Annotated in this window: 23 protein-coding genes; 10 read left to right on the plus strand and 13 right to left on the minus strand. The window is 74.4% G+C overall.

What is annotated here, in order from left to right:
- Positions 1 to 7: 7 nt before the first annotated feature.
- Both CR165_RS08065 and CR165_RS08070 read right to left on the minus strand, forming a co-directional pair.
- Positions 8 to 712, minus strand: coding sequence for an ATP12 family chaperone protein (locus CR165_RS08065; RefSeq protein ID WP_109516475.1), 705 nt, complete (start codon positions 710 to 712; stop codon positions 8 to 10).
- A gap of 42 nt (positions 713 to 754) precedes the next feature.
- Positions 755 to 1,189: an MgtC/SapB family protein gene (locus tag CR165_RS08070; RefSeq protein ID WP_219929707.1), complete on the minus strand. Its 435-nt coding sequence runs from the start codon at positions 1,187 to 1,189 to the stop codon at positions 755 to 757.
- A gap of 143 nt (positions 1,190 to 1,332) precedes the next feature.
- Here CR165_RS08070 and CR165_RS08075 point away from each other — a divergent pair, with 143 nt between their 5' ends.
- Both CR165_RS08075 and CR165_RS08080 read left to right on the plus strand, forming a co-directional pair.
- Positions 1,333 to 2,784: an amidohydrolase gene (locus CR165_RS08075; protein ID WP_245906244.1), complete on the plus strand. Its 1,452-nt coding sequence runs from the start codon at positions 1,333 to 1,335 to the stop codon at positions 2,782 to 2,784.
- Positions 2,785 to 2,794: 10 nt separating this feature from the next.
- Positions 2,795 to 3,340 (plus strand): GNAT family N-acetyltransferase, encoded by a 546-nt coding sequence (locus tag CR165_RS08080; protein ID WP_109516476.1) that lies wholly within the window; start codon positions 2,795 to 2,797, stop codon positions 3,338 to 3,340.
- 71 nt (positions 3,341 to 3,411) lie between these two features.
- Here the strand turns inward: CR165_RS08080 and CR165_RS08085 are convergent, their stop codons facing one another.
- The 5 genes from CR165_RS08085 to CR165_RS08105 form a co-directional block, all read right to left on the minus strand.
- Positions 3,412 to 4,200 (minus strand): DUF4394 domain-containing protein, encoded by a 789-nt coding sequence (locus CR165_RS08085; RefSeq protein WP_109516477.1) that lies wholly within the window; start codon positions 4,198 to 4,200, stop codon positions 3,412 to 3,414.
- A 95-nt stretch (positions 4,201 to 4,295) separates the two neighbouring features.
- A complete protein-coding gene (locus CR165_RS08090) occupies positions 4,296 to 5,021 on the minus strand; it encodes an anti-sigma factor (protein WP_109516478.1) in 726 nt (241 codons plus the stop codon).
- A complete protein-coding gene (locus CR165_RS08095) occupies positions 5,018 to 5,575 on the minus strand; it encodes a sigma-70 family RNA polymerase sigma factor (RefSeq protein WP_245906246.1) in 558 nt (185 codons plus the stop codon). The genes CR165_RS08090 and CR165_RS08095 overlap by 4 nt, the downstream gene beginning before the upstream one ends.
- A complete protein-coding gene (locus tag CR165_RS08100) occupies positions 5,576 to 7,732 on the minus strand; it encodes a malate synthase G (RefSeq protein WP_109516479.1) in 2,157 nt (718 codons plus the stop codon).
- 208 nt (positions 7,733 to 7,940) lie between these two features.
- Positions 7,941 to 8,267 carry a glycosyl transferase family 39 gene (locus tag CR165_RS08105; RefSeq protein WP_109516480.1) on the minus strand — a complete coding sequence of 109 codons (327 nt, stop codon included), beginning with the start codon at positions 8,265 to 8,267 and terminating at the stop codon, positions 7,941 to 7,943.
- A gap of 259 nt (positions 8,268 to 8,526) precedes the next feature.
- Between CR165_RS08105 and CR165_RS08110 the strand changes: the two genes are divergently transcribed.
- A complete protein-coding gene (locus CR165_RS08110; protein ID WP_109516481.1) occupies positions 8,527 to 10,116 on the plus strand; it encodes a gamma-glutamyltransferase in 1,590 nt (529 codons plus the stop codon).
- Here CR165_RS08110 and CR165_RS08115 read toward each other — a convergent pair.
- The 4 genes from CR165_RS08115 to CR165_RS08130 all read right to left on the minus strand — a co-directional run bounded on the left by CR165_RS08115 (position 10,113) and on the right by CR165_RS08130 (position 12,766).
- The gene (locus CR165_RS08115; RefSeq protein ID WP_109516482.1) at positions 10,113 to 10,496 is read right to left on the minus strand and encodes a hypothetical protein; all 384 of its coding nucleotides are present in this window, start codon (positions 10,494 to 10,496) and stop codon (positions 10,113 to 10,115) included. The two genes, CR165_RS08110 and CR165_RS08115, sit on opposite strands and share 4 nt — an antisense overlap.
- A 97-nt stretch (positions 10,497 to 10,593) precedes the next feature.
- Positions 10,594 to 10,941, minus strand: coding sequence for a DMT family transporter (locus CR165_RS08120; protein WP_245906248.1), 348 nt, complete (start codon positions 10,939 to 10,941; stop codon positions 10,594 to 10,596).
- Positions 10,938 to 11,966: a glycosyltransferase family 2 protein gene (locus CR165_RS08125; protein WP_109516483.1), complete on the minus strand. Its 1,029-nt coding sequence runs from the start codon at positions 11,964 to 11,966 to the stop codon at positions 10,938 to 10,940. Before CR165_RS08125 ends, CR165_RS08120 begins: the two co-directional genes overlap by 4 nt.
- Positions 11,963 to 12,766, minus strand: coding sequence for a class I SAM-dependent methyltransferase (locus tag CR165_RS08130; RefSeq protein WP_109516484.1), 804 nt, complete (start codon positions 12,764 to 12,766; stop codon positions 11,963 to 11,965). The genes CR165_RS08125 and CR165_RS08130 overlap by 4 nt, the downstream gene beginning before the upstream one ends.
- Before the next feature lie 77 nt (positions 12,767 to 12,843).
- On the opposite strand from CR165_RS08130, the gene CR165_RS08135 reads away from it, so the two are divergent.
- From CR165_RS08135 to CR165_RS08165, 7 genes are all read left to right on the plus strand, one after another.
- Positions 12,844 to 14,433, plus strand: coding sequence for a hypothetical protein (locus CR165_RS08135; RefSeq protein WP_109516485.1), 1,590 nt, complete (start codon positions 12,844 to 12,846; stop codon positions 14,431 to 14,433).
- Positions 14,433 to 15,281, plus strand: a complete 849-nt coding sequence (locus tag CR165_RS08140) for an FAS1-like dehydratase domain-containing protein (RefSeq protein WP_109516486.1) — start codon at positions 14,433 to 14,435, stop codon at positions 15,279 to 15,281. The genes CR165_RS08135 and CR165_RS08140 overlap by 1 nt, the downstream gene beginning before the upstream one ends.
- Before the next feature lie 94 nt (positions 15,282 to 15,375).
- The gene (locus CR165_RS08145) at positions 15,376 to 16,326 is read left to right on the plus strand and encodes a DMT family transporter (protein ID WP_245906250.1); all 951 of its coding nucleotides are present in this window, start codon (positions 15,376 to 15,378) and stop codon (positions 16,324 to 16,326) included.
- Positions 16,326 to 17,231 (plus strand): DMT family transporter, encoded by a 906-nt coding sequence (locus CR165_RS08150; RefSeq protein WP_109516487.1) that lies wholly within the window; start codon positions 16,326 to 16,328, stop codon positions 17,229 to 17,231. Before CR165_RS08145 ends, CR165_RS08150 begins: the two co-directional genes overlap by 1 nt.
- The gene (locus tag CR165_RS08155; RefSeq protein ID WP_109516488.1) at positions 17,228 to 18,118 is read left to right on the plus strand and encodes an MBL fold metallo-hydrolase; all 891 of its coding nucleotides are present in this window, start codon (positions 17,228 to 17,230) and stop codon (positions 18,116 to 18,118) included. Before CR165_RS08150 ends, CR165_RS08155 begins: the two co-directional genes overlap by 4 nt.
- A 286-nt stretch (positions 18,119 to 18,404) precedes the next feature.
- Positions 18,405 to 18,827 (plus strand): hypothetical protein, encoded by a 423-nt coding sequence (locus CR165_RS08160; RefSeq protein WP_109516489.1) that lies wholly within the window; start codon positions 18,405 to 18,407, stop codon positions 18,825 to 18,827.
- Entirely contained in the window at positions 18,824 to 19,510 is a 687-nt protein-coding gene (locus CR165_RS08165; RefSeq protein WP_245906252.1) for a hypothetical protein, read from the plus strand. The genes CR165_RS08160 and CR165_RS08165 overlap by 4 nt, the downstream gene beginning before the upstream one ends.
- Before the next feature lie 14 nt (positions 19,511 to 19,524).
- Here the strand turns inward: CR165_RS08165 and CR165_RS24960 are convergent, their stop codons facing one another.
- Both CR165_RS24960 and CR165_RS08170 read right to left on the minus strand, forming a co-directional pair.
- Positions 19,525 to 19,683 carry a hypothetical protein gene (locus CR165_RS24960; protein WP_181378054.1) on the minus strand — a complete coding sequence of 53 codons (159 nt, stop codon included), beginning with the start codon at positions 19,681 to 19,683 and terminating at the stop codon, positions 19,525 to 19,527.
- 205 nt (positions 19,684 to 19,888) lie between these two features.
- Positions 19,889 to 20,710: a hypothetical protein gene (locus tag CR165_RS08170; protein WP_109516490.1), complete on the minus strand. Its 822-nt coding sequence runs from the start codon at positions 20,708 to 20,710 to the stop codon at positions 19,889 to 19,891.
- Between the last annotated feature and the right edge of the window lie 135 nt (positions 20,711 to 20,845).

Genomic DNA, 20,845 nt, shown 5'->3' on the forward strand with positions numbered 1-20,845 from the left:
GCGCCATTCAGCCGCGCGCCAGGTCCAGCAGGCGCTCGGCCAGGGCGACATCTTTCACGATGCCCTGTTGCCGTTCCAGCGCTTCGCGATCCTGCCCCCAGAGTTCCTGCTGGAAGGTCTCGTCCAGGAAGGCCAGGCGGCAGGCTTCCGCGGCGTCCAGCCGGCCATGCGCCAGGGCCAGGCCCAGCACCAGGCTGCCCAGCGCCGGCACCGCGACACCCAGCGCCGCCAGCTTCAGCACCGGCAACGCCGCCACCGCCGCGTGCAGGGCGCGCTCCGCTTCGGGCGGCTGCGGCACGGGCATCACGCCGGTGGTCACGCGCAGCGGGGCGTCGAAGGTCAGGGCCACCCAGTCCAGCAGCGGCTGCCAGGCCTGCGCCTGCCGCGCGGCCAGCCGCGCATCGGTGCCGTGGTAGCAGAGCAGGTCGGTGCGCCCATAGGCGGCGATGGCATCGACGCTCGGCGCCGGGTCGGCCGCCATGCGGTCCAGCGCGGTGGCCACCACGCGGGTGAGCGGCACCTCCTCCATGCTCATCTCGCCGCCCTTGGCGCCGCCGGCGGCCTGCCATTCCGCGGCCACGGCTTCCGCCAGCCGCGGCAGGGGCAGGCGCAGCGGGCCGCTGCCGGGCAGCCGCAGGGGGCGGCCATCGAGCAGCACGGCGAAACCATCCTCGGCCGGAGCAGCGGCGGCCTGATCCCAGAAACGCTTCATGCATGGCTTATGGTGGGTCGCGACCCCTTCGCCAAGATCATCTCAGCGCGAGGCATCGCGATCCTCCTTGAACACGCGCAGACCGCGCAAAGTGGCCACAGTGGCGACGGCCAGCACCACCGCCACTTCGTAGGCGCCGAGCGCGCAGGCGGCGCCGATCGCCGCCGTGGTCCACAGCCCCGCCGCCGTGGCCGTGCCGTGCACATGCCGCCCGCTGCGGATGATGGCGCCCGCGCCGATGAAGCCGATGCCGGTGATCAGCCCCTCCAGGATGCGCGCCACCGCCTGCGGGTCGTCGCGCACCACCTCCGACGCCGCCTGCAGGAAGCCGCAGGCGGCGATCGCCACCAGCGGGAAGGTGCGCAGCCCGGCGCTGCGGTCCTCGCGCTCGCGGTCCCAGCCGATGGGGAAGGCCAGGGCGTAGGCGATGGCGAGGTCGCGCGCATGGTCCAGCATGGAGGGGTCGTCGAGCGGCATGCGGAGGCAACCCGCGCGGTGCCCCGCCGGTTGCCGCGGGCTTCTCCATGGTCCCACGCAGCCGTGCGGCGGCGGGGCCGATCGGGGGCCTTCCCTGTTCCCGCACGAGGTGCGAGGGTCCGCCCGCTGCAACCGGAACACGCATGATGCGCAACGACTCGCTGGACCCCGACGATCTCGCCACCCGGATCGGCGCGCGCGCGCCACGCTACACCGCCCTCGCCGACAGCATCTGGGAGATGGCCGAGCTGCGCTTCGCCGAGCACCGCTCCGTGGCGGCGCAGATCGCGCTGCTGGAGGCGGAGGGCTTCCGCGTCACGCGCCGCGTCGCCGGGCTGGAGACGGCCTTCATGGCCGAGGCGGTGGTGGGGCAGGGCGGCCCTGTCATCGGCTTCCTCGGCGAGTTCGACGCGCTGGCGGGGCTGAGCCAGGAGGCCGGCAACCCGCGGCCCGCGCCGCTGGTGGCGGGCGGCAACGGCCATGGCTGCGGCCACCACTTGCTCGGCACCGGCGCCATGCTGGCCGCCGCGGCGGCGCGCGACATGCTGGCGGCCGAGGGCCTCTCCGGCACCATCCGCTACTATGGCTGCCCGGCCGAGGAGGGCGGCTCCGGCAAGACCTTCATGGCGCGGGAGGGCGTGTTCGACGACCTCGCCGCCGCCATCTGCTGGCACCCCGGCACCTATGCCGGCGTCATGTCGAACCTGACGCTGGCCAATTTCCAGGTCTATTTCCGCTTCCGGGGCCGCCCCGCCCATGCGGCGGGCAGCCCGCATCTCGGCCGCAGCGCGCTCGACGCCGTCGAGATCATGAACATGGGCGCCAACTACCTGCGCGAGCACATCCCCTCCGACGCGCGGCTGCACTACGCCATCACCGATGCGGGCGGCATCTCGCCCAACGTGGTGCAGGCGCGGGCTGAGGTGCTCTACCTGATCCGCTCGCCGAAGGTGGCGCAGGCCGAGGCGCTGTTCGCCCGCGTGCGCCGCTGCGCCGAGGGTGCCGCGCACATGACCGAGACGGAACTCACCGTCGAGGTGGACAAGGCCTGCTCCGAGGTGGTGCCGAACACGGTGCTGGAGATGGCGATGCACGAGAACATCCGCCGCCTCGGCCCGCCGCGCTTCGACGAGGAGGACCGCGCCTTCGCCGCCGCCATCCGCGAGAGCCTGACGGCCGAGGACATCGAGAGCGGCGTGGCGACCTTCGGCGCGCCGCCGGAGAGCGGCGCCCTGCCGCTGCCGGAGGAGATCCTGGCCTTCGACGGCACGCCGCGCTTCAACGCCGGCTCCACCGATGTGGGCGACGTCTCCTGGGTGGTGCCCACGGTGCAGTGCTGGGGCGCCTGCTACGCCATCGGCACGCCGTTCCACACCTGGCAGATGGTGGCGCAGGGCAGGCGGCCGGCGGCGCACAAGGGCATGGTGCACGCCGCCCAGGCGATGGCGGCGACGGCGCTGGACGCGATCCGCGACCCGGAGATGCTGGCCCGCGCGCGGGCGGAGCTGACCCGCCGCACCGGCGGCCGCCCCTATGCCTGCCCGATCCCGCCCGGGGTGGTGGCGCCGCCGCTGCGTGCGCCCCGCGCCGGCTGAGGGGCGCGGCATGCCCTCCCCGCTGCCGGCGCTGCGCACCATCCGCCTCGCGCCCGCGGCGGAGCGGCACCTGCCGGAGATGGTGGCGATCTTCAACGACATCGTCGCCCACACCGATGCCGTCTACACCGAGACGCCGGACACGGCGGAGCGGCGCGCCCTGTGGTGCGCGCAGCGCCACGCGCAGGGTTACCCGGTGCTGGTGGCGCTGGGGCCGGGCGGGGCGGTGCTGGGCTTCGCCAGCTTCGGCGATTTCCGCGCCGCCTGGCCGGGCTTCCGCCACAGCGTGGAGCATTCCGTGCACCTGCGCGCCGATGCGCGCGGCCACGGGCTGGGCGGCGCGCTGCTGGCGGCGCTGGAGGAGGAGGCGCGGGCGCTCGGCAAGCACGCCATGCTCGCCTCGATCGACGCCGCCAACCACCGCTCCATCCGCATGCATGAGCGGCTGGGCTTCGCGCGCGTGGCGCTGATGCCGCAGGTGGCCTGCAAGGCCGGCCGCTGGCTCGACCTGGTGATGATGCAGAAGCTGCTGGGCGAGGGGCCGCCGCCGCCCTGAGGCGCGCGGCGGCCCGCCAGGCCCCAGATCATGCAGGCCCCAGATCACGCAGGCCTCAGATTATACAAGCCTCAGGGCATGGCGGCGATGTCGAGGATCTCGGCCTGCGGCAGCCGCGCGACGGCGCCGAGCGGCGTCGCCGCGCCGCTCTCCAGCGAGACGGTGTGCAGCGTGCCGCCGGCCAGCAGCCAGGCGGTGTTGCCCGGCGCGCCGCCGCCCTGGCCGGTGCTCAGGATGTCGAAGGCCACGCCGGCGGGCAGCGAGGCGGCGATCTCGCCCTTCGGCTGCTGCACGCCGTCATTCGGCGGCGCCTGCAGGTTCAGCCGGCGCAGCAGCGTGTCGATGGTGTAGAGCGCGGTGGATTGCGTGCCGGCCACGCTGTTGGTGTAGGCGCCGGCGACGATGCGCGGCGCCGTCTCGCCATAGGGGCCGGGCTGGTACTTCAGCGTGCCGTCGCGCGTCACCGCGCCGGTGTCGGGGTGGATGCGGAAGTTCACGCCGCCCATGCCCATCAGGCGCAGCCGGTCCGCCGCCGGGTTGAAGTCCACCACCGCGCGGCCGCCGGACTCGAACGTCTCCGAGAGGCGGCTGACGGCGGTGGCCTGGCCCGTGGCGGCATCCAGCGTGACGATCTGCCCGCCCTCCGTCACGCCGTAGAGCCGGCCATCGGCGGGGCGGACGTCGATGCCGAGCAGCCGCCCCTCCACGCCGCGCACCATGACGGGGGCGCTGGCGGCGCGGCTTTCCGTGTCGATCCGCACCAGCCGGTTGTCGGCGGTCAGGCCGACCAGCGTGGCGGCCGAGGCGGGGGCGGCCATGGCCAGGCCGGCGGCGAGCAGGGCGGGAAGGCTGTTGCGCATGCGCGTCACTCCACGGGTGCGGCGGCCGGGCTGGCCGCCTCTGCCCGCGCTACGGCGCGGCGCGCCCGCTGGATGCGGGGCGCGCGAAAAAAACCTCAGCTTCCGGTGGCGGGGGCGAGGCGGCCGATGAACTGGATCGGCCCGCTCGGCCGGGCGTAGGGCGAGCCGCCCGGCGGCTCCAGCGTGATCTCGATCAGCATCCCCGGCTGCGGCGTGATGGCACCGGGGGAGACGCTGATGCGCCCCTCGGGCGGGATCAGCCCGAGCGAGGTGGGCGCGGTGGCGCCGGGCGGCAGCGCCCAGAGCTGCAGCACGCGGTCCGAGGCCACGGGGCGGGGGTTCAGCGCGGCGAGCCGCAGCCCGCCGCCCTCGGCCTCCACCAGCCAGGCGGGCTGGTCCTGCTGGGTCAGCAGCACGGTCATCAGCCGCGCCGGCGCCTCCGGGGCGGGCCGCAGCAGCAGGAAGGCGGCGAGGCCGGCGGCCAGCGCCGTGCTGCCCATCGCCCAGCCGCGCCACAGGCCGGAAAGGTCGGGCCGCGCGGGGGCGGGCTGCCGGAGCGGGACGATGGTGGCGGCGGGTGCGGCGACGGCGGGGGGCAGCGCCGCCTCGATGCGCGACCAGAGTCCCTCGGGCGGCGCCTCGGGCGGGGCGAGGGCGGCGAGCGGGGCGAGGCGCGCCTCCCAGCGCTCCACCGCCGCGCGCAGCGCCGCGTCCTGCGGCAGCGCCGCCTCCACGGCGCGGGCTGCGCCGGCCTCCAGCGTGCCGAGCACGTATTCGCCGGCCAGCGCCTCGCGCTCCGCCTCGGGGATGGCGCCGCTCATGCCAGGCACCCCCGCAACTGCAGCAGGCCGCGCCGGATCCAGCCCTTCACCGTGCCCAGCGGCAGTTCCAGCCGCGCCGCGATCTGCGCGTGGGAGAGGCCGTGCACGAAGGCCAGCACGATGCCGTTGCGGCGGCTCTCCTCCAGCGCGAGCAGGCATTCGCGCAGGCGGCGGCCCTCCTCGCTGGCGGCCACCCGCTCCAGCGCGGCGGGCGGCACCGGCGTGTCGCCGAGGCCGGGATCGTCGGTCGGCATCTCGCGGCCGCGGCGGCGGGCGAGGTCGAGCGCGGCGTGGCGGACGATGCCGGCCAGCCACGCCTCCGCCGCGCCGCGCGCCGGGTCGAACTGCGCGGCGCGGGCGGCCAGCTTGAGGAAGGCGTCGTGCAGCGCGTCCGCCGCCATCTCGCGGTCGCGCAGGATGGCGTTGGCGACGCCGAACAGCCGCGCCGCCTGCCGGTCATAGACGCCGCGCAGCGCCGCCTGCTCGCCGCGCGCCACGGCGGCGATCAGGGCGGGCAGGGTGGCGTCCTCGGCCGGGGCGGCGCCGTCGCGCACTCAGGCGGCGGCCTTCGCCTCACGGCGGCGGCGGTGCAGGACGAACTCGGTGTAGCCGTTGGGCTGCGTCGCGCCCTCGAACACCAGGTCGCAGGCGGCGCGGAAGGCCACGCCGTCATAGGCCGGGGCCATCGGGCGGTAGGCGGGGTCGGCGGCGTTCTGCTGGTCCACCACCGTCGCCATGCGCTTCAGCGTCTCCTCCACCTGCGCCTTCGTCGCCACGCCGTGGCGCAGCCAGTTGGCGATGTGCTGGGCGGAGATGCGCAGCGTCGCGCGGTCCTCCATCAGCCCGACATCGTTGATGTCCGGCACCTTGGAGCAGCCGACGCCCTGGTCGATCCAGCGCACCACATAGCCCAGGATGCCCTGGGCGTTGTTGTCGAGCTCCGCCTGCACATCGGCCGGCGACCAGTTGCTGTCCGACAGCGGGATGGTGAGGATCTCTTCCAGCTTGCCGCGGGCGCCGCCCTCGGCGATCTCGGCCTGACGCTTGGCCACGTCGATCTCGTGGTAGTGCAGCGCGTGCAGCGTGGCGGCGGTGGGGGAGGGCACCCAGGCGGTGTTGGCGCCGGCCTTCGGGTGGCCGACCTTCTGCTCCAGCATGTCGGCCATCCGGTCCGGCATCGCCCACATGCCCTTGCCGATCTGCGCCCGGCCGCGCAGCCCGCAGGCCAGGCCGGTGTCGACGTTCCATGCCTCGTAGGCCTTGATCCAGGCCGTGCCCTTCATGTCGTTCTTGCGCAGCACGGGGCCGGCTTCCATGGAGGTGTGGATCTCGTCGCCCGTGCGGTCGAGGAAGCCGGTGTTGATGAAGGCGACGCGCGCGCTGGCGGCCTGGATGCAGGCGCGGAGGTTGACGGTGGTCCGCCGCTCCTCGTCCATGATGCCCATCTTGAGCGTGTTGGGCGCGAGGCCGAAGGCGTCCTCGATGCGGGCGAAGAGGTCGTTGGCCCAGGCCACTTCCTTCGGCCCGTGCATCTTCGGCTTGACGATGTAGACCGAGCCGGCGCGGCTGTTCATCCGCCGGCCGCGCAGGTCGTGCAGCGCGATGGCCACGGTGGTCAGCGCGTCGAGGATGGTCTCGGGCGTCTCCTGCCCGTCCAGCATCACCGCGTCAGTCATCATGTGGTGGCCGACATTGCGGACCAGCATCATCGAGCGGCCATGCAGGGTGAGGCTGCCGCCCTCGGGGGTGGTGTAGGCGCGGTCCGGGTTCAGGCGGCGGGTCACCACCTTGCCGCCCTTCTCGAAGCTGGCCTCCAGGTCGCCCTTCATCAGGCCGAGCCAGGCGCGGTAGACCTCCACCTTGTCGGCGGCATCGACGGCGGCGACGGAATCCTCGCAATCCATGATGGTGGAGAGGGCGGATTCGAGGACGACGTCGGAGATGCCGGCGGGGTCGTCGCGGCCGATCGGGCTGGCGCGGTCGACCACCACCTCGATGTGCAGGCCGTTGTTGCGCAGCAGGATGGCCGAGGGTGCGTCCGCCGCGCCGGTGTAGCCGGCGAACCGGGCGGAGTCGCGCAGCGCCGTGGCGCCCTCGGAGAGGCCCACCACCAGCACGCCGCCCACCACGGAGAGGGAGGAGACATCCGACCAGGAGCCGCCCAGCAGCGGTGCCGCCTCGTCCAGCACGGCGCGGGCGCGGGCAATCACCTTCTCGCCGCGGGCGCGGTTGAAGCCGCGGCCGGGGGCGAGCTCGCCCTCCTGCGGGATGGCGTCGGTGCCGTAGAGCGCGTCGTAGAGGCTGCCCCAGCGGGCATTGCCGGCGTTCAGCGCGTAGCGCGGGTTGTTCACCGGCACCACGAGCTGCGGCCCGGCGATGCTGGCGATCTCGGGGTCCACATTCTCGGTGGTGACGCTCACCGGGCCGGGATCGGGCAGCAGGTAGCCGATCTCCTCCAGGAAGGCGCGGTAGGCGCCCGCATCCACCGGCTTCGCGGGGTGCGCGCGGTGCCAGGCGTCGATCTTCGCCTGGAGCTCGTCGCGCTCGGCCAGCAGCGCGGCGTTGCGCGGCCCCAGCTCGGCCAGGATGGCGGCATAGGCGCCCCAGAAGGTCTCCGGCATCACGCCGGTGCCCGGCAGCGCCTCGGCCTCGATGAACGCCTTCAGCTCGGACGCGACGTCCAGCGATCCGATCCGTTCCCGACCCGCCATGCGCGCTGCTCCTTCCCAGGATTTGTGCGGGCCGGCGGTCATGTGCCGGCCCAGTCTCGTCTGGACGGCAGTTAACCCGCATCCCGGCCAACGGCAAAGGGGCCACGGCAAGGCGGCTCGCGGCGAGGGGGCGAATACGCGAAAGGCGCCCCGCCGGGGGGGCGGGGCGCCTGGTCGCTGTCGGGGGGAGGGCGCTGCGCCGGGGGGATCAGCCGGCGAAGGGGGCGGGCACGTTGTCCTGCGCCGAGGCGCTGTTGCCCACCGGGCCGGGGATGCGGCCGCGCGGGCCATGGGCCACGCTCGTGCTCACCGGAACGGCCTGGGGGTTGCCGCTGGGCGAGGCGCTCTGGCCCACATTGGCCGGCAGGCCGCGCTCGGAGGCCTGCGTCGTCGCCATGGAGTAGGCGAAGGGGCTGCCGGTGATGGGGGTGTTGTTCACGTTGTCGAACAGGTCGGCCGCCATCGAGAGGCCGGGGGCGGCCACCGTCAGGCCGGCGGCCAGGAACAGGGCGCGGAAGGCGGAAACGTTGCGCATGATCGTGTCTCTCATCTCGTGTGTTGCTCAGGCTCTGGCGGGGTACCCCGCCGTTGACGAGAGAGATATACCGATCGGTATACTGTCAGAACCCCTTTAAAATCGATAGTGCCGATCGGTTCAAGTGATAGGTCGGCGCCTTCCCGCACCGCCGGCGCAGCCCACGGCTCAGGCCAGGGGGGGATTGCCGCCGCCCGCCGATGGGTGGAGGCTGACGCGCGCAGAGCCCCAGCAGAGCCCCAGCCAGGATGCCCGCGCCATGACCCTCTCCTACGCGCCGCCCGCCTACACCACCCAGCACTGGCAGGTGACCAAGCCCGCCGCGCGCGGCGGGCGCGGCATCGTCGCCAGCCAGAGCCGGGCGGCGGCGGATGCCGGCGTGGCGGTGCTGGAGGCCGGCGGCAACGCGGCGGATGCCGCCGTGGCCACCGCCTTCGCCCTGGCCGCGATGGAGCCGTGGAACTCCGGCCTGGGCGGCATCGGCTTCGCGCTGGTGCACAAGGCCGGCAGCCCGGCGGCGGAGCTGGTGGATTTCGGGCCCGTCGCCCCCGCCGCCAGCGACCCGGCGGACTACCCGCTGACGGGGCGGATGAAGCAGGACCTGTTCGCCTGGCCGGAGGTGCAGGGGGACCGCAACATCCATGGCCCGCTCTCCTTCGCCATCCCCTCCTCGGTGGCGGGCTACGCCACGCTGGCCGAGCGCTTCGGCAGCGGCATGGCGCTCTCCGAGCTGCTGGGGCCGGCCATCGCGCTGGCCCGGCGCGGCCTGCCGCAGGACTGGTACACCACGCTGAAGGTGGCCAACTCGGCCAAGGTGCTGCGCCTCTACCCCGAGAGCGCGCGCATCTACCTGCCCGACGGCCTGCCGCCCGTGGCGCCCTACCAGGGCGCGCCCGGCTTCTTCCCGCTCGGCCGCCTGCCGGAGACGCTGGAGCGGCTGCGCGACGCCGGCTGGCGCGACTTCTACGAGGGCGAGATCGCCGCCTCCATCGCGGCCGACGTGGCGGCGATGGGCGGGCGCCTCTCGGCCGCCGACCTCGCCGGCTGCCAGGCGCGCATCCGCCCGGCGCTCAGCATCCCCTGGCGCGGCGGGCTGGTGCTGCAGGGGGCGGGCGGGCTGACCGCGGCGCCCACCCTGGCCCGCGTGGTGGCGGAGATGGCCCGGCTGGACCCCGGCGCCACGCCGGACGCCGCCTGGTTCAGCGCCCTCTCCAAGACCATGCGCGCCGCCTATGCCGAGCGCCTCGCGGGCCTCGGCGCCGCCGCGCCGCCGCCCGAGCCGGCCGAGACCTGCACCACCCACCTGACCGTGGTGGATGCCGCGGGCAACATGGTGGCGATGACCACCACCCTGCTCTCTTCCATGGGCAGCCGCGTGGTGCTGCCCGGCAGCGGCGTGCTGATGAACAACGGCATGATGTGGTTCGACCCGACGCCCGGCTCGGCCAACGCCATCCGCCCCGGCGCGCGGCCGCTGTGCAACATGTGCCCGGTCACGGTCTCGGACGGGACGGGGCCGGTGATGGCGCTCGGCGCCTCGGGCGGGCGGCGCATCCTGGCCTCGGTCTACCAGATGCTGGCCTTCGCGCTGGATTTCGGCATGGCGCCGGAGGCGGCGGCGCACCACCCGCGCATCGACGTCTCCGGCCCCGACGCCACCACCGCCGACCGCCGCCTGCCGGCCGACACGCTGGCGGCGCTGGAGGCGCAGGGGGGCCTGACCACGGTGGAGCACGCCGTGCTGCCGGTGAACTTCGCCTGCCCCAACCTGATCGCCCGCGAGGGCGAGGGCTTCGCCGGCATCAGCGACGTGATGACGCCCTGGTCGGCGGCGGTGGCGGCGCGCTAATCCGCCCGGAAGCTCTCCGGCCGCTCGACGCCGAGTTCGTGGCCCTTGGCGTCGAAGGCGGCCTCGTAGACGGCGGTGAGGCGGGTCTTGGGCGTGCCGTCGGCATAGTGGGCGCCGGTCGGGATGTTGGCGGCCTCCGTGCCGATGGCGGCCAGCTCGGTCGCCTGCGCGGCCAGCCCCTCGGCGTGCATCATCTCCAGCAGCAGCCGCGCCTCGGTCTGCGCCAGCTGCTCCTCCAGCGTGGCGATGCGCCGCTCCCGCGTGGCCAGCGTGTCGCGCAGCGCGGTGGCCCTGCGGGCCAGCGCCTCGGCCGCCTCTTCCAGCGCCTGCAGCACCGGCCGGGCGGCGAGGGCGATGGGGGTGGGGTTCGCGTCGGGCATCCGGACCTCTTGCCGATGGTGGGGCGGGCGGAGGCATAGAGCAGACGCCCGCCGGGTGGGAACACCCGCGCGGGTGACGATGTGCGGCGGGGCGCCCTCAGGCCGTGGCGAGCAGCGCCACGCCGAGCGAGATCAGCCCGATCGCCGCGATCTTCTGCCCGCCCAGCGATTCGCCGAACAGGAAGTGGCCGACCAGGGCGATGACCACGTAGGAGGCGGCGGTGCAGGGCAGCGCCACGCTCATCGGGATCTTGCGCAGCGCCACGATGTAGAGCATCGCCGCGCCGCCGTAGCAGCCGAGGCCGATGATGGTCTGCCAGCGGAAGAGCTGGACGAGGAAATTGCCCTCGCCCAGCGTGCCCGCCTTCAGCAGCACCTGGCCGATGAGCGAGGTGAGGATGGCGGCGGCGAGGACCAGCCAGTACAGCGTCAGCGGCGCCGTCACGGCGCGGCCCGCTCCAGCCGGGGCGCCTCGGGGGCGGCGCCGGCCGGCATGGCGCGCGCCGGGTGCAGCTCGCGCACCACGCCCTGCGGCTTGCCGTTGGCGGAGAGGAAGGCGCGGCCGAGATACTCGCCCATCACGCCGAGGATCAGGAACTGCACGCCGGCGATCAGCAGCGTCACGGTCATCACCGAGGCCCAGCCGGAGGGCGTGTCGTTGGTCAGCGCCTCGATGATGGTGAAGATGGCGCCGAGCACGCCGAGCAGGCCCATCGCCACGCCGGCGAACATCGCCAGCCGCAGCGGCATCAGCGAGAAGTTGGTGGCGAGGTTCAGCCAGAGGCGGATCAGCCGGCGCAGCGTGTAGTTGCTGCGCCCCTCCATGCGCGCCAGGTGCATCACCTCGATGCTGTCGATGCGCTGCGTCACCTGCATCACCAGCCCGTCGATATAGGGGTAGGGGCCGGTGTAGCGGGCGACCTCGCGCACCACGAGCGCCGACATGCAGCGGAAGGAGGAGAGGTAGAGGCCCTCCGGCTTGTCCATCAGCTGGTCCGCCACCCAGTTGGCGAAGCGGCTGCCGAGGTTGCGCCAGCCCTCGTGCTCCTTCTTGGCGTAGCGGGTGTAGACCACGTCCCAGCCGCCGAGCCGGGCGTGGTCGTAGAGCTTGACCACCTCCTCGGGCGGGTTCTGCAAATCGTCGTCCATGGTGATGACGTAGTCGCCGCGGGCATGGCGCAGCCCGGTCATGACCGCGTTGTGCTCGCCGAAATTGCGCGCGTGCTCGACATAGGTGAGCGGCACGCTGGCGGTGGCGGCAAGCTGGCGGCAGACATCGCCGCTGTTGTCCGGGCTGCCATCGTTCACCAGCACGATCTCGAGGCCGCCGGCCGGCCGCAGGGCGGAGAGGGCGGCCACCAGCTTCCCCACCGTGTCCGCGCCGCGATAGACCGGCACGACGATCGAGAGGCCGATGGCCGGGGCGGCGCCGGCCGGGGCGGGATATGGCGCGGGATGGGCGGTGGTCATGGGCGTGGCATCCCTGGGGGGCTTCCTGAAGGCGTGTCCTGCGGCGGCGGCTGGCGGGGCCGCGTGGCGGTGGCCAGCACCGAGCCGCCGGCCGGGAAGCGCAGGCCGAGGCGGGCGAGGCCGGCCTCCGCGACGGTGGCCGCGCGCAGCGTCGCATCCAACCATGGCGGGAAGGGGGCGACGTCGCTGGCATCGCCCTCGCCGCGCGCCAGCAGCTTGCGCTGCGCCACCATCAGCGGCAGCAGCACGGCGTTCCAGTAGCGCGCCCCGGCGGCCTCGAAGCCGGCACCCGCCAGCAGGGCGCGCGCCTCGGGCGCGGTGTAGCGGCGGGCATTGTGCACCCGCAGGTCGTGCGCCGAGTGCAGCCAGCGGAAGGCGGGCAGGTTCAGCACCAGCAGGCCGCCCGGCGCCAGCACGCGGCGCATCTCGGCCAGCGCCGCCGCCTCGTCCACCGCCGCGTGGCAGAGCACGTCCATGCTGGCCACCACGCTGAAGGCGCCGTCGGGGTAGGGCAGGCGGGCGGCATCCCCCGCGGCCACGGCGGCGCCGGATTTCGCCGCCGCGCGGGCGGCGGCGGGGGGGTGGTATTCCAGCCCGTGCAGCGCCTGGCCGGGAAAGGCGCCGCGCAGGTGGCGCAGCAGCCCGCCCGTGCCGCAGCCCACATCCAGCCAGGGGCCGGGCGGCACGGGGTTGTCGCGCAGGCGGTCGCGCAGGGCGGTCTCGACGCGGTCGCGCAGGGCGCGGTACCACCACATCCCGTCCTCGGCGGCGTCCATCAGGTCGTATTCGGCGGCGTCCACGGAAAACGCTTGTGACAGCGCCCGATCCTCGCCGCAATGGCATTGCAGGAAAGGGCGGAAAGGATGGCCCCGCCCCCATGCCGCCCCGGACCCCTTCCGCCAGCGCCGGCAGCAGCGCCGCCTGGCTGCCGCGCCTGCCGGCGCTGCTGCCGGCGCTGGGCTTCCTGGCCATCGTGCTGGCGCCGCCGCTGAACCACGACGTGGCGGCGGTGCTCGACTTCTCGGCGCGGATGCTGGCGGGCGAGCGGCTCTACACCGGGCTGCTGGACGTCAACCCGCCGCTGATCTTCCTGCTCAACCTGCCTGCCGCCTGGCTCGCCGCGCACACGCCGCTGGATGGCCCGCAGGCGCTGCTGCTGGGCCTGCTGCTGCTCTGCGGCGGCAGCCTCGCGCTCTGCGCCGCGCTGCTGCGGGCGGCGGGCGGGCGCGCCATGGGCGCGGTGGAGCGGGCGGTGACGGGGGCGGTGCTGCCGCTGCTTCTGCTCGCCGCCGGCTACGATTTCGGCCAGCGCGAGCACATCATGGCGGTGGCGGCGCTGCCCTACCTGGTGCTGGCCGAGCGGCGCATCCTGGGCGCCCTCACGCCCTGGCGGCTGGCCGTGCCGGCGGTGCTGCTGGCGGCGCTGGGCTTCGCGCTGAAGCCGCATTTCCTGGCCGCGCCGGCGCTGGTGGAGGCGCTGGTGCTGGGCGCCGGCCTCGCGCGCGGGCGGGGCGCGGCCGTGCTGCGCGACCCGGTGCCCTGGGCCATGGCGGCGCTGTGGGCGCTCTACCTCGCCGCCATCCCGGTGTTCTTCCCGGCCTATCTCGGCCATGTCGTGCCGCTGGTCTGGCAATGGTATGTGGGGCTGGACGGCGCCCCCTGGTGGCGCGTGCTGCTGGCGCCGGTGCTGGGCAGCGGCGCGCTGTTCGTGCTGGGGCTGGCGGCGCTGGTGCCGCCGGCCATGCGGCGCGGGGCGGCGGGCTGGCTGCCGGCGCTGCTGGCCGCCGCCGCCGCCGGCGGGCTGGCCGCCGCGCTGGTGCAGCACAAGGGCTGGAGCTACCACCTGGTGCCGGTGTGGCTCTGGGGCGGCTGGGCCGGCGCCCTGCTGCTGGCGCGCGGCGCCGACGCCGCCCTGCCGCCCGCCCCCGCCCGCCGCGCCGCGCCGCTGCTGGCCGCGGGGCTGGCCTTCGCCCTTGCCCTCTTCGCCCTGCGCGGCGACCAGTCGCCCTGGATCCAGTTCCGCTTCGCCGCCGGCCCGCCGGGCGAGCTCACCGGATGGCTGGAGCGCGAGGCGGGCGGCGCCCGCGTGCTGGTGCTCTCGCCGGACATCGCACCGGCCTACCCGGCCATCAACTACGCGCAGGCCCGTTCCATCCTGCCCTTCATGAGCCTGTGGCTGCTGCAATCCACCTACCAGCGATGCCCCGAGGGCGGCGCCCGCTACCGCGCGCCCCGGGAGATGAGCGACGCCGAGGCCACCGTCTTCCGCACCGTGGCGGAGCGCATGGCGCAGGCGCCGCCGGCGGCGGTGCTGGTCTCGAACTACACCGGCATTCCGGCCTGCGGCGGCGCGCCGTTCGATTTCATCGCCTATTTCCGCCGCCACCCGCTGTTCGAAAGCGCCTGGGCGCAGTACCGGAGAAGGGGTGAGATCGACGGCCACCAGCTGTTCGTCCGGGAGGAATGATGCCGTACCAGGAATTCGTCGGCCGCGCCGAGACGCGCGAGGACCGTATCGACCCCCGTCTCGTGGAAGGGCTGGCCGCCACCCTCTCCCGCCCCGTGCCGCAGGCCGAGCTGCCGCCGCTCTGGCACTGGATGCTGTTCCAGGACTGGAAGCCGGCCGACGGGCTGGGGCCGGACGGCCACCCGAAGCGCGGCGGCTTCCTCCCCCCCGTGCACCATCTGGAGCGCCGCATGTGGGCGGGCGGGCGCGTCACCTTCCAGGGCGGGCTGCGCAGCGGCGACGATGTGCGCCGCACCAGCACCATCCAGTCGATCGAGAGCAAGGCGGGGGGCAGCGGCGAGCTGGTCTTCGTCACGGTGAAGCACGTGCTGGAGGGGCCGCGCGGCCCGGTGCTGGAGGAGGAGCAGGACATCGTCTACCGCGGCGCCGGCGGCGCGGCGGTGAAGGCCGCGCCCCCCGCGCTGCACTGGGAGGATGCCACCAGCACCGTGGTGATGCCGGACGCGGTGCTGCTGTTCCGCTACTCGGCGCTGACCGGCAACGGCCACCGCATCCACTACGACCACCCCTATGTGACGCAGGTGGAGGGCTATCCCGGCCTCGTCGTGCACGGGCCGCTGCAGGCCACCTGGCTGGCGCAGCACGCGCTCGACATGTCCCGCCCCGGCGCCCGGCTGGCCGCCTTCCGCTACCGCGGCCAGCGCCCGGCGATCGGCGGCAGCCCGCTCACCCTGCTCGGCCGCCCGAAGGAAGGCCAAGGTGAAGGGCAGTCGGAGGGGCGCATCCTGCTGGAGACGCGCGACCCGCAGGGCGCCACCTGCCAGGTGGCCGAGGCCACCCTTGTCTGACCGACAACCCCGCGCCGGGGCACCCATGCCCCGGCCCGCCTCCGCCTCGGTTTCCGCCGCCGCTTCCGTCTCTGCTTCTGTTTCGGGGGCACCCGTGCCCCGCGCCACCACCCCCATCGCCGCGGCGCCGCCGCTGCCCGCCGCGCCGCCGGCGCGCCCCGTGCTCGACGACGCGGTGCGCGGCATCGGCTTCATCGCGCTCGGCTACGCCATCATCGCCTGCGCCGACGCGGCGGTGAAATGGGCGCTGCCCCAGGTGGGGCCGGCCGCCGCCATGATCTGGCGCGGCGTGTTCGGCGCCATCGCCATCGCGCTGCTGGCGCGCGGCGCCTCGCTGCGGCCGGTCAATGGCCGGCTGATCGCCGGGCGCAGCCTGCTGCACTGCGCCGTCACCCTCGTCTATTACATCGCCTGGGTGCGGGCGATGCCGCTGGCCGACAGCTACGCCGTCACCGCCGCCGCGCCGCTGCTGATGACGCTGCTGGCCATCCCGCTGCTGGGCGAGGCGGTGGGCTGGCGGCGCTGGACCAGCACGGGGGTGGGCTTCGCGGGCGTGCTCGTCATGCTGCAGCCGGACGGCGCGCTGTGGCGGTGGGAGGCGGCGATGCTGCTCGGCGGCGTCGGCTTCCTGGCGCTGACGCGGATCTGGACCCGCCTGCTGACGCGCACCGACAGCCCCGCCACCATCGCCTTCTGGCTGCTGCTGGCGCACATCCCGGTGGGGCTGCTGCTGCTGCCCTTCTTCCCGCCGCCCCGCCTGCTGCCGGACGCGCCCACCGTGCTGGCGCTGGTCTTCCTCGGCCTGGCCAACGGGGCGGCGCATTTCCTCTTCGCCCGCGCCTTCGCCATCGCCCCCGTCTCGGTGCTGGCGCCCTTCGAGTACACCACCCTGGTCTGGGGGCTGGTGCTGGGGCTGCTCATCTGGGGCGAGTTCCCGGCCGCCGCCACGCTGGCGGGGGCGGGCATCGTCATCGCCGCCGGGCTGTACAACCTGCACCGCGAGCGGGTGCGCGCGCGCGAGGCCCGCATGGGGGCGGCCCGCTGATGCCGCTGCGCCACGATGTGCGCCGCGGCGCGCTGATGATGCTGGGCGCCACCGCGCTGTTCACCGTCATGGGCGCGCTGGTGAAGGCGCTGGGCGACCGCATCCCCTTCCCGGAGCTGATGTTCTTCCGCAACGCGCTGGCCCTGCCGGTGGTGCTGCTGATCGGGCTCAGGCGGCATGTCACGCTGCGCACGCGGCGCTTCCCCGGCCATGTGGCCCGCGCGCTGACCGGCACGGCGGCGATGAGCTGCTCCTTCTTCTCCCTCACCGTGCTGCCGCTGGCCGAGCAGACGGCGCTGACCTATTCCACGCCTCTCTTCGTCACCATCCTCTCCATCCCCTTCCTTGGCGAGCGGCCGGGCATCCACCGCTGGGGCGCGGTGATCGCGGGCTTCGTCGGCATCCTGATCATCGCCATCGGGCAGGGGGCCTTCGGCGCGGCGCATGTGGTGCCGCCGGGCATGCCGGAATGGATCCTCTGGGCCGGCTTCGCCGCCGCCGCCGTGCACGGGCTGTTCTCCGGCCTCACCACCATGCTGGTGCGCCAGCTCTCCGGCACCGAGAGCAGCGCCACCATCGTGCTGTGGCAGTCGCTGCTGATGACCGGCTTCAGCCTGCTGGCGCTGCCCTTCGTCTGGGTCACGCCCACGCTGGCCGACCTGCCGCTGCTGCTCGGCATCGGGCTGCTGGGCGGCCTCGCGCAGGTGCTGCTCACCGAGGCCTATGCCAGCGCCCAGGTCTCCTCGCTCGGCCCCTATTCCTACACCGCGCTGGTCTGGGCGATGCTGCTGGGCTGGGTGGTGTGGGGCTACGTGCCCGGCCCCGCCATGCTGGCCGGCTCGGCGCTGATCGTCGCCGCCGGGCTCTACATCCTGCACCGTGAGATGAAGCGGAGGCACGCATGAGCATTCCCTTCCTGAAGGACGACCCGCTGCCCACCGGCGCGGTGGAGGAGCTGGGCCGCTTCGGCGGCACCAGGCTGCGCCGCATCCGCTGCGGCAATCCGGGGCCGTTCACCTTCCTCGGCACCAACACCTACCTGATCGGCGAGGGGCGGGTGGCGGTGCTCGACCCCGGGCCGGAGGACGCGGCGCACCACGCCGCCCTCCGCGCCGCCCTGGCGGGGGAGACGGTCAGCCATATCCTGGTCAGCCACACCCACCGCGACCATTCGCCCGGCGCCGCCGCGCTGCGGGCGGCGAGCGGCGCGCCGACGCTGGGCTTCGGCCCGCACCAGACGCCCCCCGAGGCCGGCGGCGAGGGGGCGGACCACGCCTTCACCCCCGACATCGCCCTGGCCGATGGCGGCACGGTGGCGGGCGAGGGCTGGCGCCTCGCCGCGCTGCACACGCCGGGGCATTGCGCCAACCACCTCTGCTTCGCGCTGGAGGGGGCGGGCGTGCTGTTCTCGGCCGACCATGTGATGAGCTGGTCCACCAGCGTGGTCAGCCCGCCGGATGGCGACATGGCGGCCTACATGGCGGGCCTGGCGCGGCTGGCGGCGCGGCCGGAGGCGCTGTTCCTGCCCGGCCATGGCGCGCCGCTGCCGGAGCCCGCGCGCTTCACCCGCGCCCTGCTGGCGCACCGCCAGGCGCGCGAGGATTCGCTGCGCGCGGCGCTGGCCGAGGGGCCGGCCACGGTGGCGGCGCTGGTGCCGCGCCTCTACGGCGCGCTGGACCCGCGGCTGGTGCCCGCCGCCGGGCGCAGCCTGCTCGCGCATCTGCGCAAGCTGGAGGCGGAGGGGCTGGCCCGGCCGGAGCCGGGGAGCGGCGCCTGGGCGGCGGCGGGCTGAGTGGCCCGGGCCGGCGAGGCCGGGGTGGGGCCTTGCAACCACGCCGGCACCGCCTCATTCCTCGGAAGTGCGATTCGCTCTGGAGGGACTCCGTTCATGTCGCGCCTTGCCTTGCTGACGGCCATGCTGACACTCGCGGCGGCGGCGATGCCGGCGCGGGCCCAGAGCCCAGGGCCACACCAGGGGCCATATCGGGGGCCGGACCCCTCCTTCACCGTGCTCAACAACACGCCGGTGCCGGTGGAGCGGCTCTTCGCCAGCGCCGCCGCCGCGCGCGACTGGGGGCATGACCGGCTGGCCGGCGCCCCCCCTGCCGCCCGGCGCCGCCCGCCCCATCCGGCTCGACCCGCGCGCCGGCTGCGTGATCGACCTGCGCGCGGTGCAGGCCGATGGCGCGGTGCGCGACCTGCGCGGCATCGACACCTGCGCCACGCCGCGCGTGGTGCTGGGCCCGCCCCTGCCGCATGTGCTGCTGCTGGAGAATCGCGGGCGGCAGGTGGTGACCCTGGCCTATGTCTCCCCCGCCGGGCAGCGGGACTGGGGCATGGACCGGCTGGAGGGGCGGCCGCTGCTGCCCGGCGCCAGCCTGAGCCTGCCGCTGCCGCCCGGCGAATGCCTCTTCGACATCCGCGCCGTGACCGGGCGCGGCGCGCCGGTCGACCATCGCGGCGTCGATCTCTGCATCCAGCCGCGGCTGGTGCTGCGGTGAGGCGGCACCGGCTCCTGCCGCTCGCCCTGCTGGCGCTGCTGGCGCCCCTCCTGCCCGCTTCGGTCCTGCCCGCTTCCGCCATGGCCCAGGCCGGCGCGCCGGACGAGAGGAGGGAGGAGCTGGACGGCTCCTTCAACCTGACCAACCGCAGCGGCCGGCTGATCGAGCGGCTCTACGCCTCGCCCATCCGCACCCGGCAATGGGGCGAGAACCGGCTGGGCGCCGAGGGGCTGGCGGCGGGCGGGGAACTCGCCATCCGCATGCCGCCCACCGGCGGCTGCCGCACCGATCTGCGCCTGGTGTTCGAGGGCGGGCTGACGGAGGAGCGGCGCGATATCGACACCTGCCTCGACCGCGACGTGGTGATCGGCACCCCGGCGCGCACCGGGGGGCTGCGCGCCGGCGCCGACGGCCCCGCCGCCGTGGCGCAGGGCAATCCGAGCTTCGCCCTGGTGAACGATGGCAGCCGCGCCATCCGCGAGCTCTACGCCTCGCCCACCAGCAGCAATGACTGGGGCGAGGACCGGCTCGGCCGCGACACGGTGCCACCGGGCGGCCGCATGACGATCCGGCTGCCGGAGGGCGCCTGCGCCTACGACCTGCGCGTGGTGTGGGCGAATGGCCGCGCCGAGGAGCGCCGCGGCCTCAACCTGTGCGAGACGGATGAGCTGAGCTTCCGCTGAGCGCGGGCCGGCCCTCAGGCCAGCAGGTTGAAGAGGGGCTGCGGCGTGTCGCCTTCCCCGGCCTGGAAGCCCAGGAGGGCCTGCGAGAATTCGAGCGGCGGCGTGTACGCTTCCGTACCCTCGAGGGCCGTGGTGCCGAGCCGGAGCTGCCCCTGCTGCTGGACCCCGCGCAACCGGGCCGCGCTGTCATCGGCGCCGTCTGCGGGAGACGAAGCTGGCGGAGGCGTCGATATTGACCAGAGGGGAAGGCCCGGCCGGCCGGGACGCCGCTCGGGGGCGCCGGGCGCCAGGCGGCCGCCCGGTTCCCGCGGGCGGGTCCGTGCCGCGCCGCCGCACCCTGCCCGGCGGGCCAACCCAAGGCTGGCGATGCACCGGTGGTCAGTAGGACAGGCTGAGGAGCGCGCCCGGGTTCTGCCAGGCCAGGCCATAGCCGTTCACGGCCTGCCGGCTCTGCACCGTGATCAGCTTGGCGCCCTCCGCCACCATGTCGGATTCGGCCAGCTTGCCGGAGCCGGAGGCGCCCTGCGCGCCGCCGGTGACGACCGGCATCAGGGACGGCATGGCCCGGCTTGTGGACCGGGGCGCTGTCTCGGCCCTTTCCAGTGTCACCTGCGGCGGGCCGAATTCTCCCGCGCCGGACGCAAGGCGCTCGCTCCGCACCGAGTAGGTGTAGAGGATGCCCTGGCTGCTGTCCTCGACCTTCACGACGCGGGTGGAAACCTCATAGGTCGTGGCGGTGGCTTCCCCCAGAACCTCATAATCCTGGCCGCCCACGGTCATGATGGTGGAGGGCCGGGGGCTCCACACCTGCTGCCGCGTGCGGCTCTCCTGCGCCGAGACGATGCTGAGCTCGGGCTTCTCCGCGAAGCGGGTGTCGCCGGCGGCCAGCTTCTCCGAGATGTAGGCGGCCGTGGGGGAGTCGAGGCGGATCGGCGCGGGGGCGCCGTTCGCGCCGGCGTTCTGTGGGGCCTTCTGCTGCACCGGCAGGTTCTGCAGCACCGCGGCCGGAGAAGCGGTGCCACTGCCGGGCGAGGCGGCCGCGGGCTGGGGCTGGGGCTGGGGCTTGGCCGGGGACGGGGCTGGTGCCGGGGCCGGCCGCAGCGCCAGGAGTTTTGCGGCGCTGTACTGGCTCGCGATCTGGCTCAGCCTGCTGGTGGCGCCGGAGGAGGCCACGGCGCCCGCGGGGACGGTCAAGCTCATCTGTGGTGTCGATCCTGCTGCCTGCCGCCGCGCCGGGCGGCGCAGGGGGAGGGAAACCCGCCGGTTTCCTACCGGGCCGGAGCAGGATCGGTATCAAGAAGCTCTTAAAAAATTCCCAATAAAGAGATTTGTCTC

Source organism: Teichococcus aestuarii (assembly GCF_003116135.1).
In the GTDB taxonomy this organism is placed as follows: domain Bacteria; phylum Pseudomonadota; class Alphaproteobacteria; order Acetobacterales; family Acetobacteraceae; genus Pseudoroseomonas; species Pseudoroseomonas aestuarii.

Coding starts and splice junctions, on each gene's coding strand:
- CR165_RS08065 (WP_109516475.1), bottom strand. CDS start 712: ATGAAGCGTTTCTGGGATCAGGCCGCCGCTGCTCCGGCCGAGGATGGT.
- CR165_RS08070 (WP_219929707.1), bottom strand. CDS start 1,189: ATGCCGCTCGACGACCCCTCCATGCTGGACCATGCGCGCGACCTCGCC.
- CR165_RS08075 (WP_245906244.1), top strand. CDS start 1,333: ATGATGCGCAACGACTCGCTGGACCCCGACGATCTCGCCACCCGGATC.
- CR165_RS08080 (WP_109516476.1), top strand. CDS start 2,795: ATGCCCTCCCCGCTGCCGGCGCTGCGCACCATCCGCCTCGCGCCCGCG.
- CR165_RS08085 (WP_109516477.1), bottom strand. CDS start 4,200: ATGCGCAACAGCCTTCCCGCCCTGCTCGCCGCCGGCCTGGCCATGGCC.
- CR165_RS08090 (WP_109516478.1), bottom strand. CDS start 5,021: ATGAGCGGCGCCATCCCCGAGGCGGAGCGCGAGGCGCTGGCCGGCGAA.
- CR165_RS08100 (WP_109516479.1), bottom strand. CDS start 7,732: ATGGCGGGTCGGGAACGGATCGGATCGCTGGACGTCGCGTCCGAGCTG.
- CR165_RS08105 (WP_109516480.1), bottom strand. CDS start 8,267: ATGCGCAACGTTTCCGCCTTCCGCGCCCTGTTCCTGGCCGCCGGCCTG.
- CR165_RS08110 (WP_109516481.1), top strand. CDS start 8,527: ATGACCCTCTCCTACGCGCCGCCCGCCTACACCACCCAGCACTGGCAG.
- CR165_RS08115 (WP_109516482.1), bottom strand. CDS start 10,496: ATGCCCGACGCGAACCCCACCCCCATCGCCCTCGCCGCCCGGCCGGTG.
- CR165_RS08125 (WP_109516483.1), bottom strand. CDS start 11,966: ATGACCACCGCCCATCCCGCGCCATATCCCGCCCCGGCCGGCGCCGCC.
- CR165_RS08135 (WP_109516485.1), top strand. CDS start 12,844: ATGCCGCCCCGGACCCCTTCCGCCAGCGCCGGCAGCAGCGCCGCCTGG.
- CR165_RS08140 (WP_109516486.1), top strand. CDS start 14,433: ATGCCGTACCAGGAATTCGTCGGCCGCGCCGAGACGCGCGAGGACCGT.
- CR165_RS08150 (WP_109516487.1), top strand. CDS start 16,326: ATGCCGCTGCGCCACGATGTGCGCCGCGGCGCGCTGATGATGCTGGGC.
- CR165_RS08155 (WP_109516488.1), top strand. CDS start 17,228: ATGAGCATTCCCTTCCTGAAGGACGACCCGCTGCCCACCGGCGCGGTG.
- CR165_RS08160 (WP_109516489.1), top strand. CDS start 18,405: ATGACCGGCTGGCCGGCGCCCCCCCTGCCGCCCGGCGCCGCCCGCCCC.
- CR165_RS08170 (WP_109516490.1), bottom strand. CDS start 20,710: ATGAGCTTGACCGTCCCCGCGGGCGCCGTGGCCTCCTCCGGCGCCACC.